The 19,692-nt window shown below is 63.7% G+C and carries 17 protein-coding genes, 1 tRNA gene and 1 riboswitch; of the genes, 5 read left to right on the top strand and 13 right to left on the bottom strand.

Features of this window, described 5'->3' with window-relative positions; all coding sequences use genetic code 11:
* Positions 1-14: 14 nt before the first annotated feature.
* Positions 15-815 carry a response regulator gene (locus tag KCN53_RS06670; RefSeq protein WP_088710873.1) on the bottom strand — a complete coding sequence of 267 codons (801 nt, stop codon included), beginning with the start codon at positions 813-815 and terminating at the stop codon, positions 15-17.
* 118 nt (positions 816-933) lie between these two features.
* Between KCN53_RS06670 and KCN53_RS06665 the strand changes: the two genes are divergently transcribed.
* On the top strand, positions 934-2,592 hold the full coding sequence (locus KCN53_RS06665) for a sensor histidine kinase (protein ID WP_088710874.1): 1,659 nt from the start codon (positions 934-936) through the stop codon (positions 2,590-2,592).
* Here KCN53_RS06665 and KCN53_RS06660 read toward each other — a convergent pair.
* The 8 genes from KCN53_RS06660 to KCN53_RS06625 all read right to left on the bottom strand — a co-directional run bounded on the left by KCN53_RS06660 (position 2,589) and on the right by KCN53_RS06625 (position 10,848).
* Positions 2,589-3,323 carry a hypothetical protein gene (locus tag KCN53_RS06660; protein WP_088710875.1) on the bottom strand — a complete coding sequence of 245 codons (735 nt, stop codon included), beginning with the start codon at positions 3,321-3,323 and terminating at the stop codon, positions 2,589-2,591. The genes KCN53_RS06665 and KCN53_RS06660 overlap by 4 nt on opposite strands.
* Positions 3,324-4,505, bottom strand: a complete 1,182-nt coding sequence (locus tag KCN53_RS06655) for a toxic anion resistance protein (protein ID WP_088713255.1) — start codon at positions 4,503-4,505, stop codon at positions 3,324-3,326.
* Positions 4,506-4,603: 98 nt separating this feature from the next.
* Positions 4,604-5,359: a Crp/Fnr family transcriptional regulator gene (locus KCN53_RS06650; protein WP_088710876.1), complete on the bottom strand. Its 756-nt coding sequence runs from the start codon at positions 5,357-5,359 to the stop codon at positions 4,604-4,606.
* A gap of 98 nt (positions 5,360-5,457) precedes the next feature.
* Positions 5,458-6,855, bottom strand: coding sequence for an alpha,alpha-trehalose-phosphate synthase (UDP-forming) (locus KCN53_RS06645; protein ID WP_088710877.1), 1,398 nt, complete (start codon positions 6,853-6,855; stop codon positions 5,458-5,460).
* Positions 6,852-8,633 (bottom strand): glycoside hydrolase family 15 protein, encoded by a 1,782-nt coding sequence (locus KCN53_RS06640; protein ID WP_088710878.1) that lies wholly within the window; start codon positions 8,631-8,633, stop codon positions 6,852-6,854. Before KCN53_RS06640 ends, KCN53_RS06645 begins: the two co-directional genes overlap by 4 nt.
* The gene (gene otsB / locus KCN53_RS06635; RefSeq protein WP_224199399.1) at positions 8,630-9,376 is read right to left on the bottom strand and encodes a trehalose-phosphatase; all 747 of its coding nucleotides are present in this window, start codon (positions 9,374-9,376) and stop codon (positions 8,630-8,632) included. The genes KCN53_RS06640 and otsB overlap by 4 nt, the downstream gene beginning before the upstream one ends.
* A gap of 68 nt (positions 9,377-9,444) precedes the next feature.
* A complete protein-coding gene (locus KCN53_RS06630) occupies positions 9,445-10,161 on the bottom strand; it encodes a Crp/Fnr family transcriptional regulator (protein ID WP_088710880.1) in 717 nt (238 codons plus the stop codon).
* A 33-nt stretch (positions 10,162-10,194) separates the two neighbouring features.
* Positions 10,195-10,848 (bottom strand): phosphatase PAP2 family protein, encoded by a 654-nt coding sequence (locus tag KCN53_RS06625; protein ID WP_088710881.1) that lies wholly within the window; start codon positions 10,846-10,848, stop codon positions 10,195-10,197.
* A 755-nt stretch (positions 10,849-11,603) separates the two neighbouring features.
* Here KCN53_RS06625 and KCN53_RS06620 point away from each other — a divergent pair.
* Both KCN53_RS06620 and KCN53_RS06615 read left to right on the top strand, forming a co-directional pair.
* Entirely contained in the window at positions 11,604-11,930 is a 327-nt protein-coding gene (locus KCN53_RS06620) for a helix-turn-helix domain-containing protein (RefSeq protein WP_224199396.1), read from the top strand.
* 102 nt (positions 11,931-12,032) lie between these two features.
* Positions 12,033-12,255: riboswitch (cobalamin riboswitch) on the top strand.
* A gap of 190 nt (positions 12,256-12,445) precedes the next feature.
* Positions 12,446-14,317 (top strand): TonB-dependent receptor plug domain-containing protein, encoded by a 1,872-nt coding sequence (locus tag KCN53_RS06615; RefSeq protein ID WP_172406127.1) that lies wholly within the window; start codon positions 12,446-12,448, stop codon positions 14,315-14,317.
* Between the two features lie 20 nt (positions 14,318-14,337).
* On the opposite strand, the gene KCN53_RS06610 is transcribed toward KCN53_RS06615, so the two are convergent.
* A complete protein-coding gene (locus KCN53_RS06610; RefSeq protein WP_088710884.1) occupies positions 14,338-15,180 on the bottom strand; it encodes an ABC transporter substrate-binding protein in 843 nt (280 codons plus the stop codon).
* 80 nt (positions 15,181-15,260) lie between these two features.
* Here KCN53_RS06610 and KCN53_RS06605 point away from each other — a divergent pair, with 80 nt between their 5' ends.
* Entirely contained in the window at positions 15,261-16,259 is a 999-nt protein-coding gene (locus tag KCN53_RS06605) for a FecCD family ABC transporter permease (protein ID WP_088710885.1), read from the top strand.
* Entirely contained in the window at positions 16,260-17,033 is a 774-nt protein-coding gene (locus KCN53_RS06600) for an ABC transporter ATP-binding protein (RefSeq protein WP_088710886.1), read from the top strand.
* 288 nt (positions 17,034-17,321) lie between these two features.
* On the opposite strand, the gene KCN53_RS06595 is transcribed toward KCN53_RS06600, so the two are convergent.
* The 3 genes from KCN53_RS06595 to KCN53_RS06585 form a co-directional block, all read right to left on the bottom strand.
* Positions 17,322-17,411, bottom strand: a tRNA-Ser gene (locus KCN53_RS06595).
* A gap of 156 nt (positions 17,412-17,567) precedes the next feature.
* Entirely contained in the window at positions 17,568-18,008 is a 441-nt protein-coding gene (locus KCN53_RS06590; protein ID WP_088710887.1) for a DCC1-like thiol-disulfide oxidoreductase family protein, read from the bottom strand.
* A gap of 25 nt (positions 18,009-18,033) precedes the next feature.
* Positions 18,034-19,692: a hypothetical protein gene (locus KCN53_RS06585; RefSeq protein WP_088710888.1), complete on the bottom strand. Its 1,659-nt coding sequence runs from the start codon at positions 19,690-19,692 to the stop codon at positions 18,034-18,036.

The following is a 19,692-nucleotide window of genomic DNA, read 5'->3' as shown; positions in this document are numbered from 1 at the left end:
TCTGCGCGCCGCCATCAGGCCGGCACGGCCGCGGTCGATTTGAAGAAAAGCGCCTGTGCAATGGCCGCCTTCACCGTCGATCGCTGGAACGGCTTTGTAATCAGGAAGGTTGGCTCGGGCCGCTCGCCCGTCAAGAGGCGCTCAGGGAAGGCAGTGATGAAAATCACCGGAACCGCGAACTTTTCCAGGATATCCTTCACCGCATCGATGCCCGACGAATCATCGGCCAGCTGAATGTCGGCCAGGATAAGGCCGGGCTTTTGCTCTTCCGCGGCGGCCACCGCCTCGTCGCGCGTGACGGCAATGCTCGTCACTTCGTGGCCAAGATCGGTCACGATGCTTTCGATATCCATCGCGATGATTGGCTCGTCCTCGATGATGAGCACGCTGGTGGTGGTCTGCTTCTCGATCTCCGAGAGCGCCTCCTTCACCAGAGACGTCACCTCGCCGGCATCCTTCTGGATGAGATAGCCGGCATCCTCGTTCGAGAAGCCCTCCATCGCTGTCAAAAGCAGTGCCTGGCGCGAAAGCGGCGTGATCGAGGCGAGGCGCTCATGCGCGATCTTCTCGAATTCCGAGGAGGTTTCGGGATCCGGCGCCGGCACGTCGACGCTCGCCGACTGCCAGATGGCGTGGAACACACGGTAGAGACCCATGCGGGCATCCACATCCTTCGGAAAGCTTTCCGGCTCTTCCACGATCGCTTCGAGCGCGGCGCGCACATAGGCGTCACCGGCAGTCTGCGATCCCGTTAAGGCTCTTGCATAGCGTCGCAGGTACGGAAGGTGCGGCGCGATTTCAGTTGCGAGAGACATTAATTTCCCTTCTTGCGTGACCTTGGCAGCCTCTTGGAGGCCCTTAGAAGGCCGAATTCCCCGCTAGGCAACCCCAGTCCAATGGAACGCGCGACAGCAGCGCGGGTTCAGTCCCACAATGAGCGACCGCGAAGAAGTTTCCACCGATCAGGCCACACAGCCACCGCGGCCGCTTGCTCGCAAGGTATTGATCGTCCTTTCGCTCGCGCTGGCACCGCTCGGAATCCTTGCCGCGCTCCTTTCCGTAGCCAGTTATGTCGACGCACGGCAATTACGTATGCTTGCCGTGGAAGACCGCGCCCTCGATCTCGCCGAGGAAGTGAATCGCCTGACCGAAGTGGACAATCGCTTCCTGCGGACGCTGGCGGTTCGCTTCGAAGATATCCGTAACCGGACCCGCTGCGAAGAAAGTCTGGGGCGGATCGTCGCGGCCAGGCCCCTGTTCGCCGAAATCTCTATCCGCAGCCTGGACGGAACCGAGATCTGCAGCTCTCCGCAGGAATATGGACGGCTCCTGCAATCGGAATGGGAGCGGGCGGAGCGACTGCTGGGAAGCGGAGAACGGCAGTCCACTTTGTTCTTTGGGGAAAACGGTCAGACGCTGGTCTATGCCCTTCGGAACGGCGACGGCGCCGATACGGCCGGATCCCAGATTTTCGCCGTCATTCCCATGGCAGAGATGCGTGGGCGCCTCAGCCGCCTGGAGCGCCCGGCGGGCTCGACCGTGTCGGTTCAGCTGTCGGAAACGCCGCAGGGAGAGAGCCCGGAGCCCGTGCGGACCGAAAGCAGCAGTAGCGGCAGCTACGCGGTTCTGGCCCCGACGCGGCTGGCGGGGCTGAACATCCGCTACGAGGAGGAAATCTCCACATTGCCCCCCCGGCGGGCCGTTTCGATCATTCTCCCCCCGCTCATGTGGCTCGCCGCCCTGCTGATTGCCTGGATCACCCTGAGAAAGCTTGTGCTGAAGCCGCTGAAGACAATGCGGCAGGGGCTCGAGGAGCGCACGGCAACCGGCAACGCTAGTCCGCTGGCACCGCGCGTGGGCGACACGCTGGAATTCCTGACTTTCGCAAGCGCATTCGATACGCTCGCCGCAAAGCAAAGGCAGAACAGACGCAACCTTGAACGGTCGCTAGAGGCGCAGCAGCGACTGGTCCGGGAAGTTCACCACCGGGTGAAGAACAATCTGCAGATCGTCACCAGCCTCCTCAGCATCAAGGGCCGCGATACCGGCAACGATGCGGAGCGCGGGGTCTACGGCGCGATCCAGATGCGAGTGGAGGCGCTCGCCCTCGTCCATCGCTGGCTTTATGCCGATGATCCCAATCGCGGCGTCGACCTATGTGCCCTTGTGAACGACCTGATGGCCAATCTCGAAACGGGGATCGAGTCGGTCTACAACCTCGAAGCCCAGTTCAAGACGAAGCTGGACGGGGCCTTCGTCGGGCAGGACACTGCGGTACCTCTCGCCTTCCTGATCACCGAACTGGTGGCATCCGAAGCACGGGGTCATGAGCGGGCCCTGCCTTTGGAAGCGGTTCTCGAACTCCGCACGGCGGGCGAGTTCCTAGACATGACGCTATCCGGTCCGACGCTCACCGGCGCCGATGTCATCGGCGATGCAAGCACGGCAACGTCGCGTATCATCGTCGGCATGGCACGGCAGCTGCGCGCGGAACTTCAGTTCGACGAGGAAGACCGCGCCTACAGGCTACGCTTCCCCTCGGGGAAAGCCAGCTGCGGGAAGGACGAAGACGAGGCGGCGGACCGCGACTAGCCTGCGCCGCCGTCGCGATATTTCGATTCGAGGAAACGCCCTTCGATCGCCAGCCGGTCTAGATCGCCTCGCGCAAGCTGCTCAGACAGGCGCTGAAGCTCGGCCGAGACGGTCTCGAGCCCCTCCGTCAGCTGCTGCTCGGCCTCCGACCCGGGACTGCGATAGCTCTGGTGCACATCGAGATATGACTCCACGAGTCGGGGCAGTTCCTCGCCAATCAGCTTTCGCGCATCCTTCACGACAGGTGCGTCGGCGCCGACCTTCTCCAACTGCTCTGCAAGGACTTCCAGCCGAAGCACAAGCTCGTCCACCTGCCGCGCGGCCGCAGCGGGCAAGTCGCTGCGCCGTTTCTCGAGCCAGCGCTCTACCCGCACCGGGAGAGCCGCGAGCTCGGCATTGCGGATGGTTTCCACAGTCGGCTCGGGTTCCTTGCGAACGGGACTGAAGGACGCCACCAGAACCGCCGCGCCGAGACCGAGGATCGCCCATAGAAGGCCGTCGATGCCGATCGGTCCGAAGACCAGTCCGGCCACGAACAAGGCCACCATGACGGCGACGAGCGCGCCGGCACCGCGAATGACCCGGGTGCGCAGGCCTGACCCCATCCGGCTCTCGCGCCGACGCAGGGCGGCGCGGCCAGCGTCCGAATTGGCGAGGTCGCGGTAACGCCGCTCGCTACGGTCGACGAATTCGTCGAACTTTCCGAGCACCCTGTCGACGTCGCGGCTCACCTATCCCTCCAGCGCCGTGAAGGCGGGCTTGGACTCGATGGCTTTCGCATCCTCAACGCCTTCGGCGCGGGCGATATAGCCGCGACTTTTCTGCACCTCCTCTTCCAGAAGGTCGACGGTCTGTTTCATGCTGCCGAGCGCATTCTGCTTGAACTCGTCGATCTCATCCATCGTCGCATAAACATTCTCGAAGGCGCGTTTCAGCGTCTCCAAGGGGATTGTGGACGACGCCGCCTGACGGTGGATCTCACCGGTCTGCGAGCGCAGCATTTCTCCCGTGGAGTCGATGACCCCGGCCGTCGTGGTATTGAGGGCGGTGATCTGGTCCAGCACGAGCTTCTGGTTCGTCATGGCCTGAGCCACGGTCACGCCTGTGCGCAGAGCCGAGACGGTGGTCGTCGAGGCGCGGTCGACGCCCTTCATCAGCTCGACATTGTTCTTCTTGACGAGATCGAGCGCGAGGTAGCCCTGAACCGTCACAGCCATCTGCGTCAGCAGGTCGGTCACGCGCTGACGCGTGTAGAAAAGCGCGGATTCGCGAATGGCCTTCGCCTTTTCAGGATCGGTGGCGTCGAGCTCCGCTGCACGCGCTTCCAGTTTCGCATCCAGAGTCTTGGCGACATAGATCATCTGTTCCAGCCGGCCCATGGTCTGCCACAGATTCTTGCGCTCCTGGTCGATGGCCGCGTTGTCGCGAAGCAGCTCGTCCTTGCCGCTTTTGAGCCTGTCGAGGATCGCCGCGATATGGCTTTGCGCCGACTGGTAGCCGGCGAAATAGGAACGGGCCTTCGAACCCATCGGGATGATGCCGAACAGCTTGCGCTTCGACAGCAGATTGCCACGCTTGCCGGGATCGAGATCCTCGACCGTCTTGCGCAGTTCGGTAAGATCCTTGCCGATGTCGGTTTCGCTGTTCATCGCCCGGGTCGGCCGGTCGAGGAAGCGGTTGCTGTGACCGGCAGCGGCCTCGATCTCCTTGCGCCCCAGGCTGGTCAGCTGGTCCACCCGGCGGCCGAATTCCGGCGAATTTGCATCGGTCTCGACCAGCTCGTCGATGAAGCTATCGACATTTTCATCGAGCTGGCTCTTTTTCTCGTCCTCGATCGGAACGAGCCCGGCGGCCTTCTCGCTATCGACACGCAGCACCGGGTCGGGCGCATCCAGTTTCAGGTCCGTCGGCATGCTCGCACTGTCGGCGTCGGTCACCACTATCCTCCGTTTCCTCTCCCTATCTAGGAAGAGTGTATTATAATAGCAATACAGCGCCGGCGCCGTGGGGCTCAGCCGTCGGGAAACCAGCTCGTATCGATACGATAGTGACGATTGTTGAAGCCGCAAAGGCGCTCAAGGGCGGCCTCGTCGCTCAGTTCCAATTCTCCGCTCCTCAGCTCCAGAAGCCCTTTCTCGCTGAGCTGCCGAAGCGTGCGGTTCACATGAATGCCCGTAAGGCCAAGCGCGTCGCCGATCAGCTCCTGGCTCAGTTCCATGCGAAAGCTGTTGCCGGAGAGCTCTCCCGCAACGCGCAGCCGGTTGGCGATCTGCAGGAAGAAAAAGGCCACCCTGCCTTCGGCGTCCATTCGAGAAACGGCGCGCATGCGGTCGTCCAGCGTGATCTGGTCGAGAGCCTCGATGGAATAGAGCAGCGCCGTCAGCCGCGGCGACGTGGCGAACACATCGGTCAGCCCGCGCTTGTCGAACGGACACAGCACACCGGCAGAGGCCGCCGAAATATCGTAGATCGCGCAGTCAGAGACGATCTCGTGCGTTCCGATCAGGTCACCGGGAAGGAACAGCCTGTGAACCTGCCGCTTGCCTGAGGGCAGAAGGCTATGACCGTAGAACCAGCCCTTCTTGACCACGAAAAGAACGACGATGTCCTCATCCTCGCGGCGGACGATGTCGCGCTTCTTGAACGTGCGCTCGTTATGTTCGAACTCGCGCAGCATGTCGCGGTCCGTGTCGCGCAGGTCGGCGAAATGGCTGAGCTTGGCGATCAGACAGCTCTCGCCTCCCGACGCATTCGACGCTCTGGCCACTTCCCTACCCCCAGATCCGCGTGTGTTTCGGAAATTTCGGAAGGAATATCTAGAAGCTGACCGGAAAAGGTCAATTTTTCAACATAGCGGTCGCCGGATCAGTCGCCCTTTGGCTGAGCGGCGTCGCCCACAAGGGCCTCCACGAAGGATTTGCGCCAGAACTCCACGTCATTGGCACGCACGCTCTCCATAAGCTCGGACCAGCGTTGCTTGCGTTCTTCCAGCGGCATGTCCTGCGCCTGAACCAACGCCTCGCAAATGCTTTCCTCGCTATGCGGATTGACGATAAGCGCGGAGGGGAGCTGCGACGCGGCACCGGCAAATTGGGAGAGGACCAGGACACCGGGGTCTTCCGGGTCCTGCGCCGCTACATATTCCTTCGCGACGAGATTCATGCCGTCGCGAAGCGGTGTCACGAGACCGATCCGCGAAGCCCGGTAGAACCCGAACAGCTCTCGGCGGGCATAGCCGCGGTTCACATAGCGGATCGGGACGAGGTCCACTTCCGACTGGGCGCCGTTGATTTGCCCGGCTTTCTGTTCGAGTGTTTCGCGAATGCGCTGGTAGGAGACGACGTCCTGGCGCGAGGGCGGGGCAATCTGAACGTAGAGAGTCTTCGTCACCCGCTCCGGATATGTATCGAAGAACCGCCCTACGGCGTCGAACCGCTCGGGAAGCCCCTTCGAATAGTCCAGCCGGTCGACGCCGATGATGACGCTGCGACCGCGCGAGCTTTCGCGGATGCGCCGTTCGGCTTCCTTGGCCTGCTTGCTCTTGCCGCCCTCCATGAACTCGTCGAAATCGATGCCGATGGGAAAGGCGCGCAGGCAGACATGGCGCCCCTCGTAATCGAGGCAGTGATCCTCGCCGATCTCGAGACCGAGCTCCTTCTGGCAGTAGAGCTCGAAATTCTCGAGCGATTCCTCATCCTGGAAGCCGATCAGATCGTATTCCAGAACGGTTCTGACCAGCCGCTCATGATAGGGCAGCGAGACGAAGAGGTTCCGCGGCGGCCAAGGGATATGGAGGAAAAAGCCGATGCGGTTCTTCGCACCGCGACGCCTGAGCCGCTCACCCAACGGAAAAAGGTGATAGTCATGCACCCAGATCAAGTCGTCGACCTCGGTCAGGGGAAACAGCGTTTCGGCAAAGCGCTCGTTCACGCGCTCATATCCGCGCCCGAAATCGGTCTTGTACTCGGCAAGGTCGATGCGGCTGTGGAATAGCGGCCACAGCGTACGGTTCGCGTAGCCGTTATAATATTCTTCGACATCCTGCGGTTCGAGGTCGATGGTCGCCGTGGTGACACCATCGTTCCGCTGCATGTTCATGTCGCCGGTGAAGTGATCCGTCTCTTCACCCGACCAGCCGAACCAGACGCCGCGGGATTCGCGAAGCGCGGAGCCGAGAGCCACGGCGAGGCCACCCTGAGCGCCCGCCGCCCCGCGCCCTTTCGGCACGGACACGCGGTTCGAAACGACAACCAGCCGGCTCATCGTACCACCGTCCAGGGCCGCGACAGCAGCGCAGCGCAGTTGATAATGCCCACGAGAGAATAGGTCTGGGGGAAATTGCCCCAGAGTTCGCCTGTCTCGAAGTCGAGATCTTCGGACAGGAGACCCGACCGGGTCCGGTGAGATAACATCGTGGCGAACAGCTCCCGCGCTTCTTCAGTACGACCCAGTAGATGCAGGGCTTCGATCAGCCAGAAAGTGCATATGTTAAATGCGGTCTCAGGTTTTCCGAAATCGTCCTCGGTATCGTAGCGCAGCATATGCTCGCCGCGCCGGAGAGAGGTCTCGATCGCGGCAAACGTATCGCGGAACCGCTCGTCTCCGGCATTGTGGAACCGTAGCTCCAGCATCTGCAGCAGGCTCGCATCGAGATGCGAACCGCCGAAGGCGGAAGCGTAGTGACCTTGGTCGTCATTCCAGGCATCGGACTCGATCCGCTCGCGGATGGTTTCAGCCCGGTCGCGCCAGAATGTCGTTCGATCCTCCAGACCCAGATGCGCCGCGACATTCGCAAGCCGGTCGCACGCGGCCCAGCTCATCAGCGACGAATAGGTATGCACGTCCTCGCGTGTGCGGAATTCCCACAAGCCGGCGTCGGGCTGGTCGTGGCTTTTCCACGCCATCTCCCCCACACCCTCGAGGCTGCGGAAGTCTTCTTCGCTCGCCATGCGAAAAAGCCGACTGTCGAAAAATCCCTGCACGGTCGGAAGCACGATCTGGCCGTAGGCATCATGCTGTATCTGCGTGAAGGCGGCGTTGCCGTAACGCACCGGCCCCATGCCCCGATAGCCGGACAGGGCCGGCGCGACATGTTCAGGCACCTCGGGGTCGCCCATGACCGAATAGAGCGGCTGAACACGTCCACCGCGCGCGCCGTCGACGATATTGCGCAGATAGGCGAGATATTTTTCGAGGACGTCTAGCGCGCCCAGGCCGTTCAGCGCCTGCACCGTGTAATAGGCATCACGGATCCAGCAAAAGCGATAATCCCAGTTGCGCTCGCTATTGGGCGCCTCGGGGATCGAGGTGGTCATCGCCGCGACGATGGCGCCCGTTTCCTCATGCTGACAAAGCTTGAGAGTGATGGCGGCTCGGATGACTTCCGCCTGCCAGTCCATGGGAGTGGCCAGGCCCCGGGCCCAGTGCCGCCAATAATGGTCGGTTGCCTCGAACATGGCCTCGACCTCGTTGCCCACATTGCCGCCGAAGGGTTCGTCGGGACCGAGGAAGAAATGATAGTCGCTCTCGACCCGGAAGGTGCGCCCTTCCAGGACGTAGCCGACAGGGGCGTTGGTCGACAGGCGAATGGCCTGCGGCCCGACAAGGTAGCGGATATGGTTCGTGCCGTTGGTGCGCGGCGCCACTTCCTCGCCATATCCCTTCATTGGCGACAGATTGATCTTGAGGCGCGGCGTGCCGCTGACCGGGCGCACGATGCGAACATAGGCGACGGGCCGGTACATGCGCCCGCGCCGTCGGTACCGGGGGCAAAAATCGAAAATATCGAGGACACTGCCGTCCTCGGCAGTCAGGCGCGTCTTCAGGATCGGCGTATTGCGCAGATAGCCCTGCTCGGCCGAAACCTGTCCCTCCAGCTCCATGCGCCATTCGCCGGCATCGCGGCGACCATTGTCTAGAAGAGAGCAGAAGATCGGGTCACCATCGACACGGGGGACGCAGCCCCAGACCAGGCCGCCCTCGCTGTCGATCAACCCGGAAACCTGGCAGTTTCCTATCGGCCACAGGTCGAGAGAACTCACAGGCCGAGCCACGCATAGACGCTGGGGGTGTCCGGCAGGAGGTAACGCGCCGCTGTCTCGCGCGGCTCTCCGACGAGGATGCCGAACCCACCGCCGCTCGCGGCGGCTAGAAATCCGTCCTCGTCCGTCACGTCGTCACCGATAAAGATCGGACGGCTGCCGGCGAAGGCGGGTTCGGCCATGAATTTCGCGACCGCTTCCCCCTTATCCGTATCATGCGCGATTAGCTCGGCCACCATCTTCCCCCGCTTCGCCTTCAAACCGAATTCTTCCGCCATCCGTTCGACGAAGCCGATGACTTCCACTTCCCTCTCGGGAGCCTGCCGGTAGTGGATGGCAAGGCCGAGTGGCTTGCTTTCGAGAAGAAGCCCTCCCGTCTGGTCCACGAAGCGCCCGGCGGCACTGCGAACCGAGCTTGGACAGCTACCGTTTCGCACGACCTCACCTCCGGGAAGCTTCATTTCCCCGCCATGCGATCCCGCGGCGGCCGTAGGAAGCCTGCCCAGATGCGTTTCCAGATCACCGAGAGACCGGCCCGAGATCACCGCCAGGCGGCCGGACAGTCGATCCGCGAGCTCTGCGAGGCGGAACGCCAGCCGGTCGGGCACAACGATACCGTCTGGATTGTCGGCGATTTCGACCAGCGTCCCGTCAAAGTCGAGAAAGAGGGCGGCGGCGTCCAGATCGGAAAGCGCAGGCGGGGCGGTGAGGTCAGCGGAGGACATCGACGGACGACTACTCATGACCGTGCGACTGCCGTCTGTTGCGCTGCGGCGCAACCGAAAGAATGGAGCGGCGCTGCAGGACCTGCCTACTCCCCCGCCTGCGCCTGATCCTCGAGCGCCGCGCGGTCGACAATGACGATGCCGCGGCGGCCCTCCAGATCGATGATCCCTTCACGTTTCAGGGCCGTCAGCCGGCGGCTGACCGTCTCGATGGTAAGACCCAGGACGTCGCCGATCTGTTGCCGGCCAAAGGGAAGTTCGAACCGGTCGAGCGTGCCCGGCAGGGGCGCACAGCCGGAGGCGCGCAGGCGATCGGACATTTCGAGAAGGAACGTCGCAATCCTTTCGGACGCAGACTTGCGGGCGAGAAGCAGCATCCATTCCCGCGCGCGGTCCAGCTCGGTCAGGGTCTTTTCGTAGAGCTTGTGTTCCAGCTTCGGATGATCTTCGGCAAACCGCTCGAAATCGGATTGGGCGAAGGTGCAGATCCGCGCTTCGGTCAGCGCGGTAACGCTATGACCGGCGGTGTTGCCGAACGGCCGGCCGATAAAATCGGATGGGTAGACGAGACCGACCGTCTGCTCACGCCCATCGCTGAGCGAGGTGGTCAGCTTCAGGACACCCTCGAGCACATTACCCACCAGCAGCGCGTCGTCGCCTTCCCAATAAAGGCTCTGACCCGGAGCCAGGGTCTGGCGCCTGCCGATTCGGTTCAGCACACTCAGTTCCTCGCCATCGAGGACGGAGCAGACCGCGCGGTTGCGCACCACGCACATTTCGCAGCTGCGGGGAAGTGCCGTCATGCCCTCCGTGTAAATCGGAGCGGGCCGGTCTGGCTAGTCGGGATTGCGGAGAAGCTTGTCGGCCTGCCGCGCTATCGCCCTTTCCGGCTCCTCACCCAGCTTGCCGAATGCGATGTCCACCACGGCTTCGCTGACTGCCCCGATTGCGAGGCCCGCCAGCACGTCGGACGCATAATGAGCTTCGCGCGGCACCTGGATCGCCGCCGCGAGAAGCGCAGCCGCACTCGCCGGCCTGCCGACAGCAGGGTATTCCCTGCCGATCGCCCGGGCGACGGCAATCCCCCCCGCCGAATGGCCCGAGGGAAAGGAGCGGTCTTCCTTCCTGTCGCTCTGCCCCGGCCTGAACTCATGGCGTCCCGAACTGGCGGCCTTGAACGGGCGCGACCGGTCGACCCGGTTCTTGATCAGGTCCTTCGCCAGTGTTGCCAGGCCATGCGCCGCCAGCATACGAATGCCGGTGCGCGCCAACCGCCTGTTCCCGGCTGCGGCACCGCCGAGCGCGGTGAGAAGCGAAAGAATGATCAACGGCGGCTGGTCGGCAAGCTCGCTCGCCGCGGCGGCCATGCCCATCCCCGGCGTATCGGAAATCTCCTCAGCCTGCCGCGCCACTTCCAGGTCCATTGAGGGTAGAAGCGCCTGCCCCTCGGCCGCGGCTTCGAAGCCGTCGCTACTCGCATGCTCGCTCATCAAACGCCTTTCTTCACACCCCGGGGAAACGGTTCAGCGCCTGCGTCGTTCATTACAGGTCCGTTCCGGTTCGAACTTGCCGGGGTTGCTGGCATTGCCCTCCGGTGTCGCAGCAGCGGAACATGAATACGGTCAGCATAGCCCGGGATTCCCAGGACGACCCGGCGAGGCAGTCACGTCAACTTTCTTGCAGAGCGGATTTTCAAGAAAATTCCCAAAAATCCCCGATCCCGCACATTTCTTTCAAGTTATAATGCGAAAATCCTACTGATATGACCGATTGAACTCTTGTTAAAGTGAATCGTTCTGTCTCATAATCATCAAATTCAGTAAATCTCGATTCGGGTTTCCTCATCTTGATTACAGGTACTTCTGAATACAGCGGGCTTCTTGAGAGACGGCTGTCCAATTTTTCTTTAAATAATAAAATAATATCCGGCTCGCCAGGCGCCGTACGCAACTTGGAATTTCCCGCTGCAGAGATGATAGCGTCCGATGAGATGGGAAGCGGACATTTATGGGTTCTGGAAAGCGGTTACGGCTTCACCGTGAGTATACTTCCAGATGGACGCCGGCATATCAGCGACCTTTTCGGTCCCGGTGCGATCTGTAATTGGACGACCTTCCGAGCCCCGAAGGTCCGGATGAACTTCATGTTCGTCGGCGGAAGCAACGTGAATCTATTGGACGGCGAGGAACTCGTCGCGGCGTTTCGGGAGCAACCGCAGCTTCAAGCTACCATCGGACGGCATGAAATGGCACGGACCCTTCGTACCGCGCAGCGCACCCGCGCGCTCATCGCGCTTCCCGGCCCAGATCGCATGATGACCCTGCTTCTCGATTTCCGGTCGGAGGCGGGCGCCGCGGGCCTCCCCAAGGACCCCGTCCGGATCCCATTGCGACAGGGCGAACTTGGCGAATTCATTGGCCAGACCGAAGTCCATGTGAGCCGCGTGCTGAAGTCCCTGAAGGAAAGCGACCGGATCGCCACGTGGCGCGATGGCTTCGAAATTCTGGATCCCGAAAGCGAAATCCGCCGTCTGGATTATGTCGATCCCTTCGCAAGCGGACTTCATGGCTAGTCCGCTCGCCGGGGCGTAATACCGATCCACTCCCCCTCGCTATTATTCGTTTGCGTCCGGCGCGGTTTGCGATATGCGCCGCCCCGATCCGGGAAATCCCGGATCGACTGATCGCGCCGGTGCCTCGACGAGAGGCTTAAACGGGAATGCGGTGAAGGAGGCTGACACCTCCTGAATCCGCGGCTGTCCCTGCAACTGTGAGCGGTGAGCGCAATGCCATGTTTCGGCTCCGACGGGCCGGACAGCCACTGGGGAAACCTGGGAAGGCCGAGCATCAGCGCCGAGACCCGCAAGCCAGGAGACCTGCCGGCGTCCGGTCGCTCTTGCCGCGGTCCAGGGATTGGCCGGGGCACGGTGAACTTCCGTCTGAGCGACGAAACTGAGCGCGGCCGGGTTGCCGCGGCCTTCCGCGGCGGGCGCCGGGCGCCCGTTCCGCTGCGGAGCGCCTCTCGTTTCGCCCGACGAAACGACCGACCCGGACGCGGTGACCGTTGCGCGGCGCCCGGGAGTTGGACGTGAAGACAAGACTATCCCTCACTACCCTGGCCCTGGGCCTCTGCTCGCCGGCCCTTGCGCAGACCAGCGCCCCGCTGGATGCCGACAGGGACGAGATCGTTATCACCGCAAGCCGCCTGCCGCTGGAGCCGCGCGAGGTGGGCAGTGCCTATACCGTCGTGAAGGCCGCGGAGATCGAGCGCGGCCAGTACATCTTTCTCAATACCCTCCTGCAGGACGTACCGGGGGTCCAGGTGACGACCGACCGGCCGGGCGACATGACAAGTGTCAGCATCCGCGGCTCGGCCAACGACCAGGTCCTGTATCTGGTCGACGGCATCGAGCTCGGTGACCCGAGCGTGATCAGCACCCAGTATCAGGTCGACCATCTGATTACCCAGGACATCGACCGGATAGAAATCCTGCGCGGCAACCAGAGTTCCCTCTACGGCTCCGACGCGATCGGCGGCGTCGTCAACATCGTCACGAAGCGGGCCGAGCGCGACGGCTTCGATGTCGCGGCGGAAGCCGAGTATGGCAGTTACGACACATGGAACGGAGGGGCGTCGATCCTCGGCAAAACCGGGCCGCTGGACGTTCGCGTGACGGCCACCGGCTATCAGCATGACGGCCCCTCGCTTACCGATCCCGCGCCTGGAACGGAGGCCGAGGACGATGCCTATTCCCGCTACGGCTTCAGTGGCCGCGCGGGACTGGAAGTTTCACCGAATCTCGAGCTGCAGCTGATCGGCTACTGGCTGGATGCCGACACCGATCTCGACAACACGGCGTCCGACAGTTCGGATACGGCTGAGGTGGAAGAATTCGCCGTGGCAGCGACGGGGCGCTTCGCCAGCGACGACGACAGCTTCTCCGCCGATGTGACAGCCAGCCGCTACGATGTCGAACGCGTCTATTTCGGTCAGTATAACAGCCCCGATGGCGATGTTTACGAAGGCACGAAGAATGTCCTGTCGCTGGACCTCGCTTACGCGGCGAGCGACCTGCTCCAGTTTGCGGCAGGCGCCAATTACGAAGAGGAGCGTACCGAGCAGGTTACGCTGTTTTCCGGCGAGTTCGACGCCTCGATCGACACGAAGTCGGTCTACGGCGAAGTGGCGCTGTTCCCCGCCGAGGGGCTGACCCTGACGGGCGCCGCCCGGCTGGACGACAACAGCCGCTTCGGTAGCTATGATACCTACCGCGCGACAGCCGCCTATCTGATCGCCGACGTGGCCGGCGGCACCGCTAAGCTCCGCGGCAGTTTCGGCACTGGTGCAAAGGCGCCCGGCCTCTACCAGTTGTTCGATCCCAGCTACGGCAATGCCGAGCTGGAGGTCGAAACGAGCGAAGGCGGAGATGTCGGCATCGACCTCGACTTCGGGTCCCTGACGGCGCAAGCGAGCGTCTTCTTCACGAAGGTGACCAACGAGATCGTGTTCGACGGCACCCGGCCACCATTTGGTGGCTATGCGCAGCTAGGCCGGACGCGTAGCTCGGGCATCGAACTGGCCTTCGCACTGCAGCCCCTGGAAGGACTGACCCTGACGCAGAGCTACACCTATGTCAGCGCAGAGGAAGCCAGCGACGACACGGGCGACTATAGCGATATCGGCCGGCCGGAACATAGCGGCACGACCGCTCTCACCGTTTCGCCTCGCGACCGTTTTTCCGTCACTGCCCGGGTCCGGTTCAGCAGCGACAACGCCGCCGCCTATGGCGGGGAAACCGACGGGTTTGTCGTTACCGACCTGCTCGGGTCATTGCCCCTGACCGATGAAGTCGAACTGTTCGGCCGTGTGACGAATCTCTTCGACAATGAATACCAGGTCCAATTCGGCAAGAATGCTCTTGGCCGAAGTGCCTATGGCGGCGTCAGGGTGAATTTCTGATGCAGTCGGCGCGGATCCGGTCAGCGAACTGGCGGGTCCGCGTCGGCCCGCCGAAGCTGCTCTGCAAGCGCAGCGGCGGCCCTGACGTAGGCCGGCCCGCCGCACACCGTCCACGCTTGCGGCAGGACGAGCCGCGGAATGTCCTCGAGCAGCGGATGGCGCAGCATCGCAGCGCCGCGGTCGGGCGCGTCCAGCGTGGCCTCCTCGACGATCAGGAAGTCCGGCCGCGCGAGAGCGATCTCCTCCAGCGACAGGCGCGACAGGGCCGGTCGTCCGAGCTCTGTCGCCAAGTTGCGAAGGCCCGCCCGCTGCATCAGGTCGTCGACCAGCGTCTCGCCGCCGGTCAGATAGCCGCGGCGCTGATAATAGGCGGCGGTCCGGTCCTGGCCGGGGTTGCGGGGGAGCGCCGCGAGCGAGGCGCGCATGTCTGCAACCAGGAGCTCGGCGCGGGCCGACCGGCCGACGAGCTGGCCGACTTCGCGTATTCGGTCCTCCACCTCGAGAAAGCTGTTCGCCGGCTGGAGGCTGACGGTCTCGACTCCGAACTTTTGCATAAGCCTTCCGCGTTCCGCGCGCGAAAAGGGCGTAGCGATCACAAGATCGGGGCGGATGGCGAGCACCTCTTCGATGCTTCCGCCAGTCGAAGCGAATGCCTCGGCCTGCCCCGCCGCCGCCGACATGTGCGGGTCCGTCGCAAAGCTGGTGAGAGCCGCGATCTGGGAGGGGTCGGCGAGCGCCAGCAGATACTGGTCGGCGCAGAGGTTGAGCGAGAGTATCCGCTCCGGTGCCGCCGCCGCCCGGGCAGCGCCGAAAGCCGCCGCGGCACAGGCGCAGAGCAGAAGGATAAGGCGGGCAGTCGGCATTCGGAACTCCTCCGCGCCGCTCCGTGCCGCAGCGGCCCGGCCTTGGCAATGTCGCGTCGCCATTCCGGTTCGGCAGGTCGATGAGACGTCGCTGGACCAGGCACCTGTCCGCCGGGCTTGCGGCGCTAGCAGTCCTGTGCGCCTTTCTATCGCTCAGCTTCGGGACAGCGGACATTCCGCCGACGCTTCTGTGGCGACACGCGCTGGACGGCAGCGGCGACCCAGTCATTCGCGCTATCCTGTTCGAATTGCGCCTGCCGCGCGCGCTTCTCGGTCTTCTCGTCGGCGCCATACTCGGCCTCAGCGGCGCGGCGTTACAGGGATATCTCAGGAACCCGCTGGCCGAACCCGGGGTCCTCGGCGCCTCCAACGCCGCGGCTCTCGGTGCCGTCACGGCGCTCTATTTCGGCTTTGCCTCGCTGTCGGCCTTCGCGGTCCCGGTGCTCGCAGTGGCCGCTGCGCTTCTCGCGCTCGGACTGCTGTTCCTGCTCAGCGGCAGGGGCGAGAGCCCCCTCACCCTCATTCTGGCGGGGATAGCGATCGCCACGGCCGCGAGCGCGGGCATCAGCCTCGCCCTCAACCTGTCGTCAAATCCCTTTGCCGCACTGGAGATCATGACCTGGCTTCTCGGCAGCCTGGAGGACCGATCTTTCGGTGATCTTTTCATGGCGCTGCCGCCGATCGTCGCCGGGATGGCGCTGCTGCTTTGGAATGGCCGCGCTCTCGACGGCCTGACGCTGGGCGAGGACGGCGCCAAGGCGCTCGGCGTCGACCTCAAACGCCTGCGCCTTCGCATCCTGACCGGAACCGCGCTGGGGGTTGGCGGCGCCGTCGCGGTCTCCGGCGCGATCGGCTTCGTCGGGCTGATCGTGCCCCACATGGTACGGCCCCTGACGGACAAAAGCCCGTCGGCAGCGCTTCTCCCCTCTGCCTTTGCCGGCGCATGCCTTCTGACGCTCGCCGACCTTTTCGTACGCCTTCTGCCTACCACGAACGAGCTGAAGCTGGGGGTCGTCACCGCCTTTTTGGGCGTGCCCGTTTTCCTCGTTTATCTGCTGCGCGCCCGGAGGGTCTGGTAAATGCCACGGATCGAGCTATCGGGCGTTCACGTCTCGCAAGATCGAACGCCGATCCTGCGAAACATCGACCTAGCCCTCTACCCGGGTGAATTTGTCGGCATCGTCGGTCCGAACGGCGCGGGGAAGTCGACGCTGGCGCGCGCCATCCTCGGTCTGCTGACGCCGGCAAGCGGTCGCATCCTCATTGATGGCCGCGACAGTAGGCAGCTGTCGCGCGCCGACGTGGCACGCAAGATCGCCTATCTCGCGCAGGGGCAGTCGCTGCACTGGCCGCTCAGCGTCGAGCGCCTGGTCGCGCTGGGCCGCCTGCCGCATCTTGCGCCATTCTCGAAGCTGTCGGAAAGGGACCGCGCCGCCATCGAAGCTGCGCTGACGGCCGCCAACATCGCGCATTTGCGCAGCCGCGACGCCACGACCCTGTCCGGCGGCGAGCAGGCGCGGGCACTTCTGGCTTGCGCGCTCGCTGTCGAAGCAGGGGCAATGATCGTCGATGAACCGCTTGCGGCGCTCGACCCGGCCCACCAGCTCGACGTCATGAACCTTCTGAAACAGCGCGCGGACGGAGGCATGCTGGTCGCCGCGATTCTTCACGATCTCGGCATGGCGGCCCGCTATTGCGACCGGTTGTTGCTGCTGCATGAAGGGGAACTGGTCGCCGAGGGGCCACCGCATGCGGTGCTAACGCCGGAGCGGTTCCGGACGGTCTACGGCATCCGTGCGCGGCTGGAGGAACTGTCTGGAACGCCTGTGGTCGTGCCGACTGGACGCGCCTAGAAGGCCGATTGCGGCAGCAGTGGTCGTATCAATCAGGTTCGCGGCGGGCTGAGACCTAGAACACCCTGCTCGCGGTGCCCCCAGTGCCGCCATTGCAGCACCGCGATGACGCCGCCGCGACAGCTTCATACAAGACCCTGACAAGTTCATACTCTGTCCGCTAACGCGGTCACGAATTTCTCGCCGATGAAGAAGTCCCGCAGGCACGACGGTTTCAGCCTAAGATTCCGCGCGGTTTCGCGGGCTTGCGGGATCGCCCTAACGAACTGGGAATAAAGATGAACTGTGTGGCGGAGAGGGTGGGATTCGAACCCACGGTACCCCTAAAGGCACAACGGTTTTCGAGACCGCCCCGTTCGACCACTCCGGCACCTCTCCGCATACAGGGTGCGCGGCCCGCCAGGTGATCCAGGGGATCAGGGGGCCACGGTCGAAGCGCGGCCTCATAACCGCAGCGGCATGATTTGAAAAGGTCAGTTCGCGCCTCCCAGTGCGGCACGGGGCGCGCAGGCGGCGCACGGGCTCGGCAGCCGGTCAGGTCTGCGAGCCCGCCCCCTTGGCGCCGGCCGTGCGGATACGCCGCTTGCCCAGCAGGGTCAGGGCCAGGTTACGTCCGCGCCGCAGCCACGGATAGAGCAGCCGGGCGCGGCGCCGGTCCTTCAGGATCTTCGCGGCAAGACCGTTCATGCCCGGATTCGGCGTCGTCATGAGGGATATGCGGTGGACCACCTCGTCCCCGTGCAGGATGTCGCCCCCGATCTTCATCGCCATGCCCTCGTCCAGATCGAACCCCTGCGAGACGACCTCGTCGACGACCGGATGGGGCTGACGGGCGTCCAGCAGCTCCACGGGGCCGGCCGCCTTCTGCAAACGGGCCATCTTCACATAGGCGGTGCAAAAGGGGCAGTCGCCGTCATAGACGATGTAGATCGGGTCCCTGTCCGATCCAGCTGCGGCTGCATTCCTGTCCACCATCGCCGTCCCTTCGGTCGGGCCGGCGTCAGTCGGCGCCGGTCAGCAGTTCGTCCGTCTGCGGATCGTAAAGCGGGAGTTCGGTCCGCTTCAGGACGCGCCGGGTCAGCCGACCGTCCTCGATACCCAGGCACACGCTGTCGAGGCGAAAGAGGTAAGTGTCGATGCGCCGCTTGTCGACCGCGTAGAAGGGGTCGGCCACAAAGGGGCTGGGCACGTGATGGTGCGGCACCAGATAATAGGCGAGCCGCCCGTCCTCGTCCAAACGCGGCTGCATCTGCCGGTGATAGGCGCGCACGAATTCGGCGAGGCGCTCCGGCGGGCCGTAAAGCGGCTCGGCATCGAGAGCGATCTCCCGCGCTTCGCAGCGCCGCCCGGCGTCGAGGTCGTCGTAACTGAGCACCGAACCCCAGATGGAATGGCGGAAGTGGCCGGCTTCTGCGGGCCACCAGAGCCGCCCTTGCGAGACCTGGTAGGAGGAGGAGCGGAAAAAGGCATTGGGAATGCGCATCTCGCGTCCGTCCGCCAGCCGCGCGACGAAATAGGGCGAGGTGAACCCGGGCGAATCATACCAGGCAAGGGTCGCGGTCCGGAACAAGAGCATGCCGAGCACGACGAAGCTCATCGTCGTCGCCCGCGCCGTCCTCGACCAGGCGGTCTCCGGCATGGCTACCAGGATCGCCGTTATGATGAAGTTGAGCGCGATCCACTTCCAGAAAAGGAGGCCGAGCGCGAGCCAGACGGCGACGTGGAAGATATCGTAGCCGATCGTCGCCAGCAGCAGCCATTTCTTCCTCAGCGGTGCGGCAATGGCAAATATCTGCAGGCCGAAGGCTGCCAGATTCACCGGCACCTGTAGCAGGATCAAAGCGTCATAGCCGAGTTGCACCAGCTCCGGCGAAGCTGCGTAGGGCAGCGTGCCCTTTTCCAGCGCGCCGGGAATGCCGTCGGCCAGGCGGTTGTCCAGGATCCAGGAGAGGATCCCCCCGTCCATCCACAGCTTTGCAAGCCCGGACCAGAAATAGTTGGCGAGATGCGCGCCGATCCCTGCCGTCAGGACCATGATCGCCGCCCGCAGCCGCTCCGGCCCGGTCAGGCCGAGCCGCATTGCGGACAGCGGAAGCCTGGCCGCCAGCGCAATGAAGCAGAAACCGATTCCCCAGAAGGTGAGAATCTCCGCAACGTTGCGGATGTCGAGATCGGAGAAATAGAAGCCGGTGAGCTCGCTGTGCAGGCCGCGCGTCATCCAGAGCAGCATGGCAGCGCCGAAGACGGCCGACGGCCGCCAGACCCCAAGCATGGCCAGCGGGATTGCCGCCCAGCGCACATGGCCGTGGAACAGCACCGCCGGATGATCGAGCGGCAGGGTCACATAGGGAACCGCGAACGGCTCCAGAGCGAAGTAGAGCGCCAGGAACACCGCCCCTCCCCGCAGCGCCGTGCGGGCGTAGGCAGGCAGCGCACCATAGCCGACCGGCAGAAAAGCGCCGGTCAGCAGCGCGATGACCCCGCACCAGACGAGGATCAGTCCGGGCCGCTCGGCGGCAATGAAATCGGTACCCTGCTTCAGCAGCGTGAAACCGAGAAGCGCCGCAAGGAGCAGCATGAGCGGACCGGCAAGTCCGCCGGCTTCCCCATGGGGTTCGACCGTTCGGGCAGCTGCATGGGCGCTGACCGGCATGGTCAT

The organism is Pacificimonas aurantium (assembly GCF_020092905.1).
Classification (GTDB): domain Bacteria; phylum Pseudomonadota; class Alphaproteobacteria; order Sphingomonadales; family Sphingomonadaceae; genus Pacificimonas; species Pacificimonas aurantium.
This window is presented reverse-complemented; position numbering and strand designations above follow the sequence as displayed.